This window comes from Parasphingorhabdus sp. (genome assembly GCF_036963805.1).
GTDB lineage: Bacteria > Pseudomonadota > Alphaproteobacteria > Sphingomonadales > Sphingomonadaceae > Parasphingorhabdus.
In genome coordinates, this window is the sequence record NZ_JBALUN010000009.1 from 23,687 (window position 1) to 39,323 (window position 15,637).

The 15,637-nt window shown below is 53.7% G+C and carries 17 protein-coding genes; 14 read left to right on the top strand and 3 right to left on the bottom strand.

What is annotated here, in order from left to right; translation table 11 throughout:
- Positions 1 to 3 precede the first annotated feature (3 nt).
- From trbE to V7676_RS15730, 10 genes are all read left to right on the top strand, one after another.
- Positions 4 to 2,436, top strand: a complete 2,433-nt coding sequence (gene trbE, locus V7676_RS15685) for a conjugal transfer protein TrbE (RefSeq protein WP_335660551.1) — start codon at positions 4 to 6, stop codon at positions 2,434 to 2,436.
- A 1-nt stretch (position 2,437) separates the two neighbouring features.
- Positions 2,438 to 3,187 carry a P-type conjugative transfer protein TrbJ gene (gene trbJ / locus V7676_RS15690; RefSeq protein ID WP_335660552.1) on the top strand — a complete coding sequence of 250 codons (750 nt, stop codon included), beginning with the start codon at positions 2,438 to 2,440 and terminating at the stop codon, positions 3,185 to 3,187.
- On the top strand, positions 3,184 to 3,489 hold the full coding sequence (gene trbK-alt, locus V7676_RS15695) for a putative entry exclusion protein TrbK-alt (protein WP_335660553.1): 306 nt from the start codon (positions 3,184 to 3,186) through the stop codon (positions 3,487 to 3,489). Before trbJ ends, trbK-alt begins: the two co-directional genes overlap by 4 nt.
- Before the next feature lie 4 nt (positions 3,490 to 3,493).
- A complete protein-coding gene (gene trbL / locus V7676_RS15700) occupies positions 3,494 to 4,771 on the top strand; it encodes a P-type conjugative transfer protein TrbL (protein WP_335660554.1) in 1,278 nt (425 codons plus the stop codon).
- On the top strand, positions 4,771 to 5,454 hold the full coding sequence (trbF, locus tag V7676_RS15705; protein WP_335660555.1) for a conjugal transfer protein TrbF: 684 nt from the start codon (positions 4,771 to 4,773) through the stop codon (positions 5,452 to 5,454). Before trbL ends, trbF begins: the two co-directional genes overlap by 1 nt.
- Before the next feature lie 2 nt (positions 5,455 to 5,456).
- On the top strand, positions 5,457 to 6,443 hold the full coding sequence (gene trbG, locus V7676_RS15710) for a P-type conjugative transfer protein TrbG (protein WP_335660556.1): 987 nt from the start codon (positions 5,457 to 5,459) through the stop codon (positions 6,441 to 6,443).
- Positions 6,440 to 7,594: a TrbI/VirB10 family protein gene (locus tag V7676_RS15715; RefSeq protein WP_335660557.1), complete on the top strand. Its 1,155-nt coding sequence runs from the start codon at positions 6,440 to 6,442 to the stop codon at positions 7,592 to 7,594. The genes trbG and V7676_RS15715 overlap by 4 nt, the downstream gene beginning before the upstream one ends.
- 10 nt (positions 7,595 to 7,604) lie before the next feature.
- Positions 7,605 to 7,829: a DUF2274 domain-containing protein gene (locus V7676_RS15720; RefSeq protein ID WP_335660558.1), complete on the top strand. Its 225-nt coding sequence runs from the start codon at positions 7,605 to 7,607 to the stop codon at positions 7,827 to 7,829.
- Positions 7,830 to 7,920: 91 nt separating this feature from the next.
- Positions 7,921 to 9,162, top strand: a complete 1,242-nt coding sequence (locus V7676_RS15725) for a tyrosine-type recombinase/integrase (protein WP_335660559.1) — start codon at positions 7,921 to 7,923, stop codon at positions 9,160 to 9,162.
- A complete protein-coding gene (locus V7676_RS15730) occupies positions 9,159 to 10,373 on the top strand; it encodes a tyrosine-type recombinase/integrase (protein ID WP_335660560.1) in 1,215 nt (404 codons plus the stop codon). The genes V7676_RS15725 and V7676_RS15730 overlap by 4 nt, the downstream gene beginning before the upstream one ends.
- Here V7676_RS15730 and V7676_RS15735 read toward each other — a convergent pair.
- Positions 10,361 to 11,116, bottom strand: coding sequence for a MauE/DoxX family redox-associated membrane protein (locus V7676_RS15735; protein WP_335660561.1), 756 nt, complete (start codon positions 11,114 to 11,116; stop codon positions 10,361 to 10,363). The genes V7676_RS15730 and V7676_RS15735 overlap by 13 nt on opposite strands.
- 85 nt (positions 11,117 to 11,201) lie before the next feature.
- Here V7676_RS15735 and V7676_RS15740 point away from each other — a divergent pair, with 85 nt between their 5' ends.
- The 4 genes from V7676_RS15740 to V7676_RS15755 all read left to right on the top strand — a co-directional run bounded on the left by V7676_RS15740 (position 11,202) and on the right by V7676_RS15755 (position 14,603).
- Positions 11,202 to 11,822: a GNAT family N-acetyltransferase gene (locus tag V7676_RS15740; protein WP_335660562.1), complete on the top strand. Its 621-nt coding sequence runs from the start codon at positions 11,202 to 11,204 to the stop codon at positions 11,820 to 11,822.
- A 24-nt stretch (positions 11,823 to 11,846) separates the two neighbouring features.
- Entirely contained in the window at positions 11,847 to 13,322 is a 1,476-nt protein-coding gene (locus V7676_RS15745) for a phospholipase D-like domain-containing protein (RefSeq protein WP_335660563.1), read from the top strand.
- Positions 13,323 to 13,595: 273 nt separating this feature from the next.
- The gene (locus tag V7676_RS15750) at positions 13,596 to 14,147 is read left to right on the top strand and encodes a DUF421 domain-containing protein (protein WP_335660564.1); all 552 of its coding nucleotides are present in this window, start codon (positions 13,596 to 13,598) and stop codon (positions 14,145 to 14,147) included.
- Positions 14,148 to 14,168: 21 nt separating this feature from the next.
- On the top strand, positions 14,169 to 14,603 hold the full coding sequence (locus V7676_RS15755) for a YidH family protein (protein WP_335660565.1): 435 nt from the start codon (positions 14,169 to 14,171) through the stop codon (positions 14,601 to 14,603).
- 201 nt (positions 14,604 to 14,804) lie between these two features.
- Here V7676_RS15755 and V7676_RS15760 read toward each other — a convergent pair whose 3' ends face one another.
- Both V7676_RS15760 and V7676_RS15765 read right to left on the bottom strand, forming a co-directional pair.
- Complete coding sequence (locus V7676_RS15760) at positions 14,805 to 15,104, bottom strand: hypothetical protein (protein WP_335660566.1); 300 nt, start codon at positions 15,102 to 15,104, stop codon at positions 14,805 to 14,807.
- Positions 15,105 to 15,407: 303 nt separating this feature from the next.
- Complete coding sequence (locus tag V7676_RS15765; protein ID WP_335660567.1) at positions 15,408 to 15,635, bottom strand: hypothetical protein; 228 nt, start codon at positions 15,633 to 15,635, stop codon at positions 15,408 to 15,410.
- Positions 15,636 to 15,637 lie beyond the last annotated feature (2 nt).

Consider the following 15,637-nt stretch of genomic DNA (forward strand, 5'->3'; position numbering starts at 1 on the left):
GAGATGCTCAATCTCTCAGAATATGCCCGCAAACCAAAATTGCTCGCAGATTACCTCCCCTGGGCTGCGATGGTCGACCCCGGTATTGTGCTCAACAAGGATGGCAGCTTGCAGCGTTCGGCTCGGTTTCGCGGGCCGGATCTGGATAGCGCAACACCGGCAGAATTGGTCGGCGCCAGCGCACGGCTTAATAACGCACTGCGCCGGTTAGGTTCGGGCTGGGCGATATTTGTCGAAGCGCAGCGGCTGCCTGCTGGTGATTATCCGGTAAGCGTCTTTCCCGACGCCGCATCTGCGATTGTCGATGAAGAACGCCGCGCAGGTTTTGAAGAAGAGGGCGCGCATTTCATATCCGATTATGTGCTGACTTTATTATGGCTGCCACCCGAAGATCAAAAGGCGGCCGGAGAATCCTGGCTCTATGAAGGCCGCGAGAAAGAAAGCCAGTTTGACTGGCGCGAACATCTCAAAACCTTTGCTGATCGCACGCAGCAACTGCTCGGTCTTATCGAAACCTTCATGCCCGAGGCGCGCTGGCTGGATGATGAAGAAACATTGTCTTTCCTGCATAGCTGCATATCGACAAAGCATCAGAAAGTGCGTCTTCCAGAAGCACCAATATATCTCGATGCGCTGATTGCAGATGAACCGCTCACCGGCGGGTTGGAACCCAAGCTCGGCAACAAACATCTGCGCACGCTTTCGGTGGTCGGGTTTCCGGGTTCAACGACGCCGGAATTGCTCGATGATCTCAACCGGCTCGCCTTTCCCTACCGATGGTCGACGCGGGCGCTTTGTCTCGACAAGACCGATGCCACAAGGCTGCTCGGTAAAATCCGGCGTCAATGGTTTGCAAAGCGCAAATCAGTGGCTGCGATCATCAAGGAAGTGATGACCAACGAGGCCTCGATTTTGCTCGATAGCGATGCCGCGAACAAGGCAGAAGATGCCGATCAGGCCCTGCAGGAACTCGGCGCTGACTATGTTGGCGCGGCTTATATCACCATTACCATAACGGTATCGGGTGATACTGCTACGGGTGCCAATGCGCGGTTGGCGCAGATTGAAAAAATCATCCAGTCGCGCGATTTCACCTGCATCAAGGAAAATATCAACGCGCTCGAAGCGTGGATGGGGAGCCTGCCCGGCCATGTCTATGCCAATGTGCGCAGTTTTCCGGTCTCGACGCTCAATCTGGCGCATCTTATGCCGCTGTCTGCTGTCTGGGCCGGGCCAGAGATCAATGAACATTTAAGCGCGCCGCCACTATTTCTGGCAAAGACGCAAGGTTCGACGCCATTTCGCTTTTCCGGTCATGTTGGCGATGTCGGTCATATGCTGGTCGTTGGTCCCACCGGCGCCGGTAAGAGCGTGTTGCTTAGCTTCATCGCGATGCAATTCCGGCGTTATGAAAGCGCAAAAATATTCGCATTTGATTTTGGCGGCTCGATCCGAGCTGCGATGCTGGCGATGGGCGGTGAGTGGCAGGATCTTGGCGGAAACATTACCGAGCAGGCTAGTCCGATAACTTTGCAGCCGCTGCGCAATATTGACGAGGCTGCAACCTGCGCCTGGGCAGCGGGCTGGATAGCATCGATTTTGGCGCATGAAGGCGTCGTTATCGATCCCGATGTCAAGGATCATATCTGGACGGCACTGCAATCGCTCGCATCCGCGCCGGTGCAGGAACGCACCCTCACTGGGCTTTCTATTCTCTTGCAGAACCAGCGGATTAAACAGGCACTCGCGCCCTATTGTTTAGGCGGAAGCTGGGGTGAAATGCTCGATGCTGACGAAGAAAGGTTGGGCCAGTCCGATCTGCAAGCTTTCGAAACCGAGGGTCTGATGGGCTCTGCTGCTGCCCCCGCTGTATTATCTTACCTATTCCACCGGATTGAATGTTCGCTGACCGGCGATCCAGCACTCATCATCATTGATGAAGGCTGGCTAGCGCTGGCTGATACCGGCTTTGGCGCGACATTGCGCGAATGGCTCAAAACCCTGCGCAAGAAGAATGCCAGTGTGGTGTTTGCAACCCAGTCGCTCAGCGATATCGACGGCTCCAGTCTCGCGCCCGCGTTGATCGAAAGCTGTCCGACGCGGATTTTCTTGCCCAATGACCGGGCGCTGGAACCGCAAATCACTGCAATTTATCGCCGCTTTGGTCTTAATGATCGCCAGATTGAGATGACGGCGCATAGCGTGCCCAAACGCGATTATTATGCCCAGAGCCGCGATGGTAACCGGCTGTTTGATCTAGGGCTTGGCCCGGTCGCACTCGCCTTTTGCGCCAGCTCTTCCAAAACAGATCATGCCGCCATGTCCGAAATCCTGTCGCGTGATGACCCGGCTCCCTTTGCCGCGTCGTGGCTGCGCCACAAGTCGCTCGACTGGGCCGCCGACCTACTACCCACCCTAACCCCCAAGGAGAATTGAAATGAAAATCTGTAAATTTCGCACCCGTTGCATCGCATTGATGGCAGCCACAGCCTTGACGGTTCCAGTCATGCTACCTGCGCCAGCGCACGCAGTGATTGTCTATGATCCCACCAACTATGCGCAAAATCTGCTGCAGGCGACGCGCGCGCTCGAACAGATCAGAAACCAGATCCAGTCGCTGCAAAATGAAGCACAATCGCTGCTCAACGAAGCGGCCAATCTCAAGAAATTGCCGAAGTCGGTTATGGCCGACGTCGATAAATCGGTACAGGCAACACAGGGCCTCCTCAAAGACGCGCAGCGCATTGCCTATGATGTCCAGAAGGTCGATGAGGCTTTTTCGAAACGTTACAGCCAGTCCAGTCTGACCGGTTCGAACGCCAAGCTGGTCGAGCTGGCGCGTGAACGCTGGAGCGATAGCATTGGCGGCTTTCAGGATGCGCTGCGCGTGCAGGCGGGCATTGTACAATCAATCGATCTGACACGCGCGAAGACGAATGATTTGATAACAAGCAGCCAGGGATCAGCGGGCGCATTGCAGGCCGCCCAAGCCGGCAATCAGTTGCAGGCTTTGCAGTTGAAGCAGCTTACCGACCTCACGGCGTTGCTAGCCGCCAATGGCCGCGCGCAAATACTGGATGCCGCAGCGAAAGCCAGCGCAAAAGCACAGGCACGCGAGCAATTCAAACGCTTTCTCGGTAGCGAAAATAGCTATCAAAACTCAACCGTTCGCCTGTTTCGGAAGTGAACGAAAAACGTCATCCGTTGCTGAAGCGTATGTTGATGGGAATGGCGGGCCTGGCGCTTGTAGTTGGCGTTGTCGCCGGTTTCTCCCGCACGGCCCAATTTCAGGAAGCAAGCAATACTGATAGCCGCCGGTCGGCCCCGCCTGATCCAATTTCTGTCGAACTGCGCCGTTGTTCGGCATTGCCGCACATGGAAGCAATGGATGACACCAAATGCCGCCGCGCCTGGACATTAAACCGGCAGCGCTTCTTTGGAAAATCAGAGGAATTGCTCTCCGATCTTCCCGATCGAAACAAGGAATAGCATTATGCAATCGACCGGTGTCATCGACAGATTTCTGGATGTCTTTTCGCGCTATATCGATAGCGGCTTTGGTTTGCTCCAGGGCGAGGTCGCCTTTCTCGCGACCACACTAATCGTCATCGACGTCACGCTGGCCGCATTGTTCTGGACCTTCGGTGAGCCCGACAACATCCTTGCGCGTCTGATCAAGAAAACACTGTTCATCGGCGCCTTTTCTTACATCATCGGCAATTGGAACGCGCTCGCCAACATCATCTTTGACAGTTTTGCTGGACTGGGCCTCAAGGCCACCGGCGGCGCTCTAAGCGCTGCCGATTTGCTCCAGCCCGGCAAGATCGCTGCTGTCGGCCTGGATGCTGGCAGGCCGCTGCTCGAATCCATCGGCGAATTGATGGGCTATGTATCCTTCTTCGAGAATTTTGTGCAGATCGTCATATTGCTGCTGGCCTGGTTTATCGTGCTGATTGCCTTTTTCTTCATCGCCATCCAGCTCTTCATCACGCTGATAGAATTCAAGCTCACAACGCTTGCCGGATTCATCCTCATTCCTTTTGGACTGTTTGGCAAAACCGCTTTTCTGGCCGAGCGTGTGCTGGGTAATGTTGTGGCCTCCGGCATCAAAGTTCTAGTGCTCGCCGTCATCGTTGGCATTGGCACGACCATATTCAGTGAGTTTACAGCGGGATTTGCGGGCGAACAGCCGACTTTGGAAGATGCAGCCGTGCTGATCTTGGCGGCGCTGTCCATACTCGGCCTCGCGCTCTTTGGCCCCGGCATTGCCAACGGCCTGATATCGGGTGGTCCGCAATTGGGCGCAGGCGCTGCGGTTGGCACCGGCCTCGCGGTCGCAGGGGCAGGCGTTGCAAGTGCTGCCGGCGCGAGAATGGCTGGCGGCGCAGCGATGAGCGGCGTTAAAAAGGCGGCTGCTGTTTCCGGCGCGGCATCGGGCGGGTTTTCCGGTGCAAAAGCGGCATCAGGCGGCAAAACCGGCGCAGCCATTGCAGGCGGCGCAAAGGCAGCGGCTTCCGAGGCAGCCAGCCCGCTGCGCAAAGCTGGCCAAAGCATCAAGAGCAGTTTTGCCGATGGAAAATCCCGCGCCAGCGGACCAGCTAGCGATGGGCAGGGGGCTGCATCATCAACGCCAGACCAAAGTCAGCCCCAATGGGCCAAGAAAATGCACCGTGCGCAGGATATGAAAAGCGGCGCGACGCTGGCCGCCCATGCCGTGCGTTCATCCGATAGCGGCGGCAGTTCCACCCAAGTCAATGTGAAGGAAGATTGATGCGCTTTTTCAAACGCTCTGCAATTAGATACGCGACCACGCCCGAAGCCGAAACGCCCTATCGGCGTGCAGGCCAGATTTGGGATGACCGGATCGGATCGGCCCGCGTGCAGGCTAAAAACTGGCGTCTTATGGCCTTTGGCTGTTTGGCTTTGGCAGCGGGTGCAAGCACCGCGCTAGTCTATCAATCGCTGCAGGGTACCGTTGTTCCCTGGGTGGTGACGGTCGACAAATTGGGCGAGGCTCGCGCCGCCGGACCGGCCTCGGCTGACTATGAACCGACCGATCCGCAGATTGCCTGGCATCTGGCGCAATTTGTCGAGCAGGTTCGCTCTATTTCTGCCGATCCGATCATTGTGCGCAAAAACTGGCTGCGCGCCTATGACTATGTGACTGATAAGGGCGCCCTGGCGCTTAACGACTATGCCAAGGCCAACGATCCTTTCGCGCAAATTGGCGAGCATCAAGTTGCTGTCGAGGTCGCCAGTGTTATTCGCGCATCGGATAAATCCTTCCGGATCGCATGGACCGAGCGCCATTATGACAATGGCCAACTGAGCCGCACAGAACGCTGGAGCGCGATTGCGACCATCCATATCCAGCCGTCGCGCACCCCTGAAGATATCCGCAAAAACCCGCTGGGCATATTTGTCCACGCCCTCAACTGGTCAAAGGAGCTTTGAATATGACGTCCCCACATAAACTGCTTTCCTGTGCAATAATTCTGCCCTTGGCACTTTCTGCTTGCGGTCATGGCAGCGATAGGACCGGTCCAACGCAGTCAACACAAATGACCGCAGCGCGGCTGCTCATTCCGCCGCCGCCAACACCGCAGGCTGTAGTCCTGCCTAAAATATTGCCCGGTCAGTTGAAAAAATTGGCGCGCGAGAAAGCGCGCCGCAAACTGATTTCGCCGGTTGACCGGATCACTCGCGCGAACAAAAAAGCACGCGTCCAGCCAGCAGGCGAGGGCTTTATCAATGCCGTGCAGGTCTATCCGTGGGCCGAAGGATCGCTTTATCAGGTCTATACCGCGCCCGGACAGATTAGCGATATCGCGCTGCAGCCCGGTGAACGGCTTATTGGATCAGGACCGGTGGCGGCAGGCGATACCGTGCGCTGGATTATCGGCGATACGATAAGCGGCAGCGGCGCAAATGCCCGCGTGCATATATTGGTGAAGCCAGTGGCAAGCCGTCTTTCGACCAATCTCATTATCAATACTGACCGGCGCACCTATCATCTGGAACTCAATTCCACGCCCAAAGCCTATATGGCATCGGTAAGCTGGACTTATCCGCAAGATGAGCTGCGTGCTTTGACTTATGGCGCGGGCTGGGCGCGATCGATGGAACCCGTTGCTGCAGGATTGTCGCTCGATAATCTCAATTTTTCTTACAAGATCAGCGGTGACAAACCGGATTGGCGGCCGATCCGTGCCTTTGACGACGGACGGCAGGTTTTTATCACTTTTCCTGCCGGTGTCGGCAGGGGCGAGCTGCCGCCGCTATTTGTGCTCGGCGCAAGCGGAAATGCTGAACTGGTCAACTACCGCGTGCGGAACAATCACATGATTGTGGACCGGCTTTTTGATGTTGCCGAGCTGCGTTTGGGCGCAAAGAAACAGCAGATAGTCCGGATCAAGCGCCGCAAGAAAGCGAACCGGCGATGACGGATGCAGCGAATAAAGAGCTTGAATCCCCGCCAGATGGCGGCAGCGATGATGTGAAAGCCGACCTCAGATCAAAACCGTTATTGCGGCTTAGGCCCGAGCATATCCCGGTAACGCGGTTGTCGCGCAAGGCGTTGATTGCGCTTGGCGGCGGCTTTTCGATCATCATCGGCGCTGCGGCCATATTTGCCTTGCAGTCTGGTGAAGGCGGTATTGGCCCCGGTGAGCTTTTCGCCACGAACCAGAAGCCGTCTGCAGAAAGCTTGGCGGCACTACCGAAGGATTATTCGGCCATTCCCAAATTAGGCCCGCCGCTGCCTGGTGATCTGGGCAAACCGATATTGGATGCAGGCGCGCAATATGAACTGCCGCCGCCTGAGTCAGCACCGCCGCCGGTTGATTCTGCGATTGCGGAACGCCAGCGGCAAAAAGATGCGGTTTTGGCGAGCCGGTTATTTACAGAAAGCAAGGAGGGTAATCAGCAGGCGGCGTCTGCGGCATCGCCATCTCTACCCGCTGTTGACACCAGTAGCGGTAATGCACGGGCAAACGAGCAGACTGTAAGCAATCATCGCCTGCAAAAGCCAGCCAGTCCATTCCTCATTCAATCAGGCTCGATCATCTCTGCAGCGTTGGTGACCGGCATCCGCTCCGACGTTCCGGGCCAGGTGACGGCTCAAATAACACAGAATATCTTTGATAGTCTGACCGGAAATCTTTTGTTGATCCCGCAAGGCGCAAAACTGGTGGGCAGCTATAAAAGCAATGTCGGTTTTGGACAAAACAGGCTCGCTATTGTCTGGACGCGGCTTTTGCTTCCCAACGGCAAATCGCTTATCCTCGATGAGCTATCTGCGAGCGATGCGCAGGGCTTTGCCGGATTGCAAGATGGGGTTGATCATCATTTTGACCGGCTTGCGCTGGCTGCTGGATTGTCGACGCTGCTTTCGGTGGGATCGCAAGCCGGGTCTGCCGGTGATAGTGATATTGCGCGCGCCATAAGGGACGGCGTGTCTGACACCGCCGGGCGCACCGGCGAAGAAATTGTCGCGCGGCAATTGACGGTGCCGCCGACTATCACCATCAAATCAGGCTTTCCTGTCCGCGTGATAGTCAGTCGCGACTTGGTTCTGGAACCCTATAGAGTTTGAAGGAGCGTATATGGCTGATCTTCGCCTCAAGTCGCTGATTGATGACAAGCCGGTCAAGATGCAGGTCGAACTGCCCGCATCGGTGCATCGGGATCTTGAAGCTTATGCGGCAATCATGAGCGGCGAGGGCGGTGATGATATTGCTCCGCAGCGACTGGTTGGTCCGATGCTGGCCAAGTTTATGGCGAGCGACCGCGGGTTTAAGAAGGCTAAGCGGTTGAATAAGCCGGCTTAAATGCGCACACCGTACGCAATTGCATTGCAGTAAGATTTTATAAACCATTGGTTTTGCATCGAAATTGCTCCCCGACAAGGAGTAATTTCCGATGTTCTCCAATGGCTATTCGCTACCACAAGATAATGCCCAAAACCATCTTCGAATCGTTTCGAAAAAGCGATCTGGTTCGCCACGAAAAACCTCCATCCGCCTCAATGGTCATGTAGCGAGGCGAAAACCAAAAGCCCAGGAAACTGAATATTGGGACAAGGACCTGCCGGGCTTTGGATTGCGGGTTTTCCCATCGGGCCGCAAGACATGGTTTGTCATGTTGCGCCAGCGCAAGAAGCAGCGAAGAATATCGCTTGGCCAGGTGGGTAAAGTCAGCGCAGATGAGGCACGGCGACATGCCAAAGCCGAACTCCTCAAGGTTGCGTTGGATGGTTTGTCCGCAAGTGGTTCGTCCAGTGCAGGCAAAAAGAAACAATCGCCCCTGATGCGCGACTATGCGCACCGCTTTTGGGCAGATTATGCCCGGCACTGGAAACCAAGCACCCAGAGTAGAAACAAGACCGCCATCTTTCGCGATATTTGTGATGCTTTTGGCGGCCATAGAGTCGATGAGCTTCGCAAGAGCGATATCCTGTTCTGGCGTGACGGATTTGCCGCCAAGCCTGGAGCATTCAACCGGACATTGCCGGTGCTTGCGGTGATGATGACCTATGCTGAACAGCTTGGATTGCGCCCGAGAGGTTCAAACCCTTGCAAGGGAACACCGCGCTACAAGAAGACGCGCATGGAGCGCTTTCTGACCAAACGCGAGTTTGGAAGACTGGCGTCAACTCTATTGGATTTTGAAAACACACGACCGGATGCAGTTAGCGCAATAAGGCTGCTGATCTTCACTGGCGCAAGGCGCGGTGAAATTGAAAACCTGCGATGGGAGTGGGTACAATCGCCAAGGCTGATGTTGCCCGACAGCAAGACAGGCGCGAAGATCATTTATCTCAACAAGCAGGCCCTTGCTGTCATCCACAGCATCCCAAATCCCAAAGCAAAAGGACTGGTCTTTCCAGCGCCCTATGCAGATGCACCAATCAACCTCGGAAACTTCTGGCCGAAAATAAGAAATCATGCAGCTTTGCCCGATGTGCGGCTGCATGATTTGCGGCATAGTTTTGCCTCGATAGCCATCGCCGATAATATCTCGCTGATGGTGATCGGCAAGCTGCTTGGTCATGCGCTCGCAGAAACCACAGCCCGCTATGCGCATCTTTCGGATGAAGTTGTTGCCGATGCTGCATCTCGTGTGTCCGGGTCTATTGCCAAATGTCTGGGGATGGCATCATGAATGCGCTAACACTCAGAGACATTGTCGCAGAAGAACTCGGCCACAGCTATATCAGTCTGACTGGCAATTGCCGGAAGAAGGGATGCCTTAGAAAAACCCGCTGGTCGCACAAGTTGCCGGGCTTTGGTGTTCGCGTCTATGACAGCGGGCGGAAGGTCTATATCGTCCAGGCGTTGATGCAGGGCAGAACCCGGACCGTAACCATCGGCAATGCCAAGATCGTCAATCGCCGTCAGGCGATGACCGTTGCACGGCGCGTGTTGATCCGGGCGCAAAGCGGACAAAACCCTGCTGATGAACGAATGAAGAAACGCAAGGTGCCCTTGTTTGCAGACTTTCTCAAATCCTACTGGAAAACCATGTCTCCGAAGTGGAAGCCCTCAACCCGAAAGACCCAGACCAACTATCGAACAGCCTATCTCGACAATGCCTTTACCGGGAAATTTCTGGATGAGATTGTCGAAGAAGATGTGGTGTCATGGTTTAACTATGTCACCAATCGCGGCGGGCCGGGTGCTGGAAACCGCTGTCTTGATATCCTTCGCGCTATGCTGAACAAAGCCGAGGAATGGGGGCTGCGGGAAGAAGGCAGCAATCCTTGTACATTTGTCCGCATCAACAAGCGCCGTAAATTTGAAAGATTCCTGTCTGATCAGGAACTGGAGCGGCTCGGCAATGCGCTTGATGCAGCGCGGAAAACCTATCCGCTTCATTCGGTAATCATCTATCTGTTGATATTAACTGGTTGCCGCAAATCGGAAATTACCGGTCTGCGATGGTCGGAAGTGAAGGGGAGGCGGTTGGTATTAACCGACAGCAAGACGGGACCGCGCACGGTCTGGCTCGGGGAAGAGGCGCATATGTTGCTAACTTGCCTTCCCAGACGAAAGGGTCATCCGGAAGTATTCTGGAATCCGAGAACCCGCAAACCTATCCGTAGCATGGGTTCGTTCTGGGTGAAGATTAAGGAGGATGCGAACCTTCCTGGCGTGAGGCTTCATGATCTGCGGCACAGTTTTGCAAGCCATGCCGCAGCGCGCTCGGAGACGCTGCCAATGATTGGAAAGCTCCTTGGTCACGCGCATATCACAACTACATCGCGATATGCGCATCTGGATGATGGGCAGGTCATCGAGGCATCGCAAAGGATCGGGGACTTGTTGGAAGAGGCGATGTGCGGGAAACGGACCGACATTGGTCATGAAAGATAAAAAATTTTGTAGAGCATCCATAGCCCCATACCGATCATCGTCAGGTTTTCGGTGAGTGACACAAAGCCAAGCGGAACATTGCTGTCACCGCCGACACAGGCGCATTTCAGTTCACGTTTCTGTACATAAACAGCGTAGATCACCGACACCGCGCCAATGGTTCCGATGAACAGAGCGACGGGAATGGCCAGCCACATTGCTATTCCCGCGATCATCAATATCCCGGCCAGCCCCTCTCCAAACGGGTAAAGATAGCCATATCGTACCCAGCGCTGACCAAGCAGGTCATAGTTGAGGAACATGGTCGAAAAACTCTCGATATCGCGCAGCTTCAGATAAGCCAGTCCGCACATCGAAAAGGCGACAAACCACTCTGCGGTAAGTATTGAAAGCCACTGCCCGGTCGCAACAAAGGCCGCAGCCAGCGCCATCAGGAACATCATTGCGAATAGCGCAACCACCGGCTGATAGCTGATGTCGTTCTCGGCTTCTTCTGGCCTGTCCTTGCCGAAAAATATCCGCAGATCGTCAAATCCGCCAATTCGTTCGTCGTCGATAAAGGTTTGTGGAGTCGTCTCGACGTTATGTTTTTCCTTGAATGTGTCGGTTTCTGCGCGTGTCTTGAGATGGTAGTCTTCGATCTCCAAACCTTTGCGTTCGAGCAGGTCCTTTGATTTCAGGCCATAAGGACAGACATGTTTTTCCATGACCATCCGGTAAAGCTTGGCTTTGTGTTTGGTCATTCATATTCCTCTACAGCTTTGCATGAAAGACTAACGTGTTTAGAAGGTGGAAGTTCCTGATTAAAAAAACCGATGTGGAGCCAAGATGGCACTAAAGCTTCAAGTTTCAGAATTGATCGTTCCAAAATCCATTGAAACGACGCTCAAATCGGGCCGGAATATCTGTCTGCGTGCAATCCGAGCTGATGACGAAGAGAATATTGACGAGGGTATCCGCGAACTATCCGATCAGTCGCGCTATTTGCGGTTCTTTTCCGGCTTCAAGGAGGCCCCGCCTTCGGTAGTAGAAAGACTTGCCGCCGCCGATGGGAGTGATCATATTGCATGGGGGATGATTGATATGGATCATCCGGATCAAAAGGCCTTTGCTGCAGCTCACGCGATCAGAGAGAGTAGCGATGATCGTTTCGGCGAATTTTCCATCGCGGTGCTCGATGAGTATCAAGCACAGGGTTCAGGAAGAATATTGATGACCACGGTCTTTCTGCGTTGTCTCATGGAAGATATAGACATGCTCGACATCCAAACCTTGCACGAAAATAAGAAAGCGAAGGCACTGGTGAAATCGGTCGGAGCGGAACTGGTAAAAACGGAGGGGTCAATCGCGTTCTATTGTTTGAATATATCGTCCGCCTTGGCGTTACTATATGACAAGCACAATGCACCTGGAATCCAGTCTGTTTTTCAGGCCTTTGGAACCCGCTAGCGTTTTAGGCGTTGGGATCAGAGAGTGGCGAAAAGCGCCCTGAAAGAGGCCAATATCACAAGATTGCAACTAGAGCCGGGCCAGAATTGCTGGCGAGTAGAAGAGGCTCGGCAGGCCTCCGTCATTGTCGATGGAGAAGCTTATTTCCGGTATTTGCGTCACGCGATGGCGAAGGCAAAGCGGCGGATTATACTAGCGGGATGGGATTTTGATACCCGCGTAGAAATGAACGATACCGAAAAGGATTTGCAGGGACCGCTGAAGGTTGGTGATTTTATCGACTGGCTGGTCGCGAGAAACCCCGATCTCCAGATATACATATTGCGCTGGGATGTCGGGGCAATCAAATCTTTCGCGCGCGGTTCGATGTTCTTCAAGGTTCTAAAATGGCAGTTCCACCCCCGCATCCATCTGAAACTCGATGGCCAGCATCCTACGGGTGCGGCCCAGCATCACAAGATCGTTGCGATTGATGATGACGTCGCTTTTTGCGGCGGCATAGACGTGACAGCTGGGCGATGGGACACGCGGACGCATGAACCCGGGCACCGCTACCGCAAACAGCCAAACGGCGAAGATCACAGTCCATGGCATGACGCATCGCTGGCGGTCCAGGGGCCTGTCGCAACGGCGCTCGCATCCTTCGCGCAGTCTCGCTGGCACAAGGCAGGCGGAAAGGATATGATTGAAGCCAACGGTTCGCAGGATTGCTGGCCGGACGATCTGAAGCCTGACTTTAAAGAGGTCGATATCGGTATTGCGCGCACGCAGCCGGAGATGGATGATCAGGAGGATGTCCGCGAGATAGAGCAGCTTTATATCGACCTGATTCGATCCGCAAAGCGCATAATCTATGCTGAAAGCCAGTATTTTGCCTCGCGTCATATTGCGGCTGCCATCGCCGAGCGGCTGCAGGAACAGGATGGCCCAGAAATTGTTGTCCTCAACCCGATTTCATCGGAAGGGTGGCTGGAAGAACAGGTCATGGACACTGCCAGAGCGCGGATTTTCGCAGCCTTGCAGAAGCGGGACAGGTTTAACCGGCTCCGTTTGTATCATCCGGTTAACGAGGCTGGCGAAGAAATATATGTCCATGCCAAAATCGTGATCATCGACGATCAGGTCATCAGGATCGGCTCTTCGAATATCAACAACCGGTCAATGGGGCTCGATACCGAGTGCGACCTGGTGATTGATGCTGGTGACGATGATGAAGGCAGTGCCGCGCGCGAACAAATTTCTCGCATTCGGAACGGTTTGCTGGCCGAACATCTGGGTTCCAGCGAAAAGAACATTGCCGAGAAATTTGAACAGACAGGCTCGCTGATGGAAACCATTCAGCTATCCCGGAAACCGGGCCGCACATTGCGTGATTACCAGGTGCCTAACTTAGACGACACCGAGAAATGGCTCGCCGACAACGAGATACTGGATCCGGAAAGCCCCGATGAGATGTTTGCGGGCATAACCAAGCGCGGCTGGTTCAAACGTTTGGGGTAATACGACCTTTCCGATCACCGTATCAAACCGTCCGAATATTTTGAGGGAACCAGTTGTTGGGCTCTGCGTTGGATCATCATGAAAAGGAAATCCGTCATGCGCTATTTTTGGAGGACTGCTGCGGCCGCAATCGTGTCCGTTGCCGTTCGAACCATCATCAAAAAACTATCAAGAAAAGAACGCTGAAGGCACTGACAGTGATAAGGCCAAGAGTGCCTGATTTCTTCAATTTTCCTCGCCTTTCGATATGTGTTGATGTGAAGGATATCGATAATGCCATGGCTTAGCGCGCCGGTTACGAATGTCCTATGGATCGCCTTGTCGGCGATCCTTGTCTATGTAGTTCTAGTTGCTTTGACCCGATTGGCCGGGATCAGAAGTTTTTCCAAAATGAGTGGCTTTGACTTTGCGATCACAGTTGCGATCGGCTCCGTCATTGCATCAGTGGTTATTGCAAAAGACCCGCCAGTCGCAAATGGTGCAGCGGCCCTCGTGATGTTGTTCGCTATCCAGATCGGATTTGCAGCATTGCGCAGCCGGTTTTCCGGCATAGAGGCTCTGGCTGACAACAAGCCGCGCCTCATCATGATCGGCAATGAAATTCAGTTTGATCAGCTCAAAAAATCGCAGATGACCGAAAGCGATCTGATGGCTAAGTTACGAGAAGCAAACGTTTTCAGCTTTTCTCAGGTTACAGCGGTCATCGCGGAAACGACTGGCGATGTTTCAGTTTTACATTCGTCGCAGGAAGATGCCAGGCTGCACCGGAAAATCACAACAGACGTGATTGGCGCCGACAGGCTTGGCAATGATCGCTTCGAATAGTCTCGATTTTGGAATTTTTCGATGAGTGACGGATCAAAGAACAATGAAGATCTTGCCGAAGACCGGACGGATCTTGCTGATGATCGAACCGATTTGGCGGAGAAACGGACAGATTTCGCAGAAGACCGGACGGTTATGGCAAATGAACGAACCTTTGCCGGATGGATGCGAACAGGCTTGGCCGCTGTCGGAATCGGACTTGGTTTCAATGCCCTGTTTGGCGAGTTACAGCCCTTCTGGCTTCCACGCGGGATCGCTACTGCATTCATCCTGATCGGTGTTTTCATATTTTATGCGGCACAGAAAAACGGATGCGCGGTTCATGAAAGACTGGAATCGCATAGCTCCGAACCATTGCCCGGCGCAAATCTGCGTGCGACCGCTATGGCAATGAGCACAGCCAGCCTTTTGCTTGTCTTCGGATTATGGTTGATGGAAGTGGAAAGCGGAGGATAGGGCCTCGGTCAACCTCTTACGATAGCATAGCCCGCTGTTTCGCTGGCAAAACTACGGTCTTTCTTTTGATGGTCGTTGTGTTTGCGATCAGGACAGTCTGAAGAGCACATCCACTTCTTCATGGTATTCTCCACCCGGCGCATCCGTGTTGCGCAGTATCTTCGCCTTTGGTCGAAAGCATGATCGGTTCTCCGCGATCCATCAAAGCAAGTCGTCGAGAGGAATTCCAACCTCATCGCGCTGTACGCTAGAATAGCAATAAAAATGCAGGCCATCGATATCGATCAGTGCATAAGTTCCGGCGTGATCGCCTTCCTCTACCCGGATACTATTCTCGATTTCACCAACAGTATCACCGTTCAGATTGACCACTTCCTTGCCTTCAAAATGATTGTCAATTTCCTTAAGGGGAGGCGATTTTGATGCCCACATCATCCAGCGCGCTGATGATGCGAATTCCGATATCCCGATGAAAGCGATGCCTTCTAATGTGTTTTTCACTTATAGCAGATTTTGTTGAAGTACCCTAGTTCGCGGACTGAATCTCTCGATACGGAGGAGAAAAATCCAAAAAATATTTAGTTTGTATTGATAAATCTGGAACGAATGGGACGTTGCCGAGTAGTTTGTTTAGATGAGGTAGTACCCCCGAATAAATGCCCCATCTGAACTAGAAAGACCGGAAAATTTGCCGCACTCCTGACCTCCCGTCGTGCCTGCAAATTTTCCGGTCTAAATTTATGAAATTTGCAATAAAAAAGGCCGGGTGCATTGCCCGGCCTTCCTGGATGCGGATCTGGAAAACTATTCTTCGGACGGCATCTCTACGTCAACGTCCGGCACATCAACGGTCACTTCTTTTGTGCCAACTTCAACATCTGCAGTTTCAACATCAACTTCTGGCATCTCGCCAGCATCTGCAGAAACATCAACATCCATGGACGGCAATTCGCCTTCATCTGTCACTTCGGCTTCACATGCGGTCAGTGCCAGTCCGGCAATCACAGTTGCTGCAATAGAAATCTTTTTCATCT

Coding starts and splice junctions, on each gene's coding strand:
- V7676_RS15740 (WP_335660562.1), top strand. CDS start 11,202: ATGGCACTAAAGCTTCAAGTTTCAGAATTGATCGTTCCAAAATCCATT.
- V7676_RS15750 (WP_335660564.1), top strand. CDS start 13,596: ATGCCATGGCTTAGCGCGCCGGTTACGAATGTCCTATGGATCGCCTTG.
- V7676_RS15765 (WP_335660567.1), bottom strand. CDS start 15,635: ATGAAAAAGATTTCTATTGCAGCAACTGTGATTGCCGGACTGGCACTG.
- trbG (WP_335660556.1), top strand. CDS start 5,457: ATGACGTCCCCACATAAACTGCTTTCCTGTGCAATAATTCTGCCCTTG.
- V7676_RS15735 (WP_335660561.1), bottom strand. CDS start 11,116: ATGACCAAACACAAAGCCAAGCTTTACCGGATGGTCATGGAAAAACAT.
- V7676_RS15720 (WP_335660558.1), top strand. CDS start 7,605: ATGGCTGATCTTCGCCTCAAGTCGCTGATTGATGACAAGCCGGTCAAG.
- trbE (WP_335660551.1), top strand. CDS start 4: ATGCTCAATCTCTCAGAATATGCCCGCAAACCAAAATTGCTCGCAGAT.
- V7676_RS15730 (WP_335660560.1), top strand. CDS start 9,159: ATGAATGCGCTAACACTCAGAGACATTGTCGCAGAAGAACTCGGCCAC.
- trbF (WP_335660555.1), top strand. CDS start 4,771: ATGCGCTTTTTCAAACGCTCTGCAATTAGATACGCGACCACGCCCGAA.
- V7676_RS15755 (WP_335660565.1), top strand. CDS start 14,169: ATGAGTGACGGATCAAAGAACAATGAAGATCTTGCCGAAGACCGGACG.
- trbJ (WP_335660552.1), top strand. CDS start 2,438: ATGAAAATCTGTAAATTTCGCACCCGTTGCATCGCATTGATGGCAGCC.
- trbL (WP_335660554.1), top strand. CDS start 3,494: ATGCAATCGACCGGTGTCATCGACAGATTTCTGGATGTCTTTTCGCGC.
- V7676_RS15715 (WP_335660557.1), top strand. CDS start 6,440: ATGACGGATGCAGCGAATAAAGAGCTTGAATCCCCGCCAGATGGCGGC.
- V7676_RS15725 (WP_335660559.1), top strand. CDS start 7,921: ATGTTCTCCAATGGCTATTCGCTACCACAAGATAATGCCCAAAACCAT.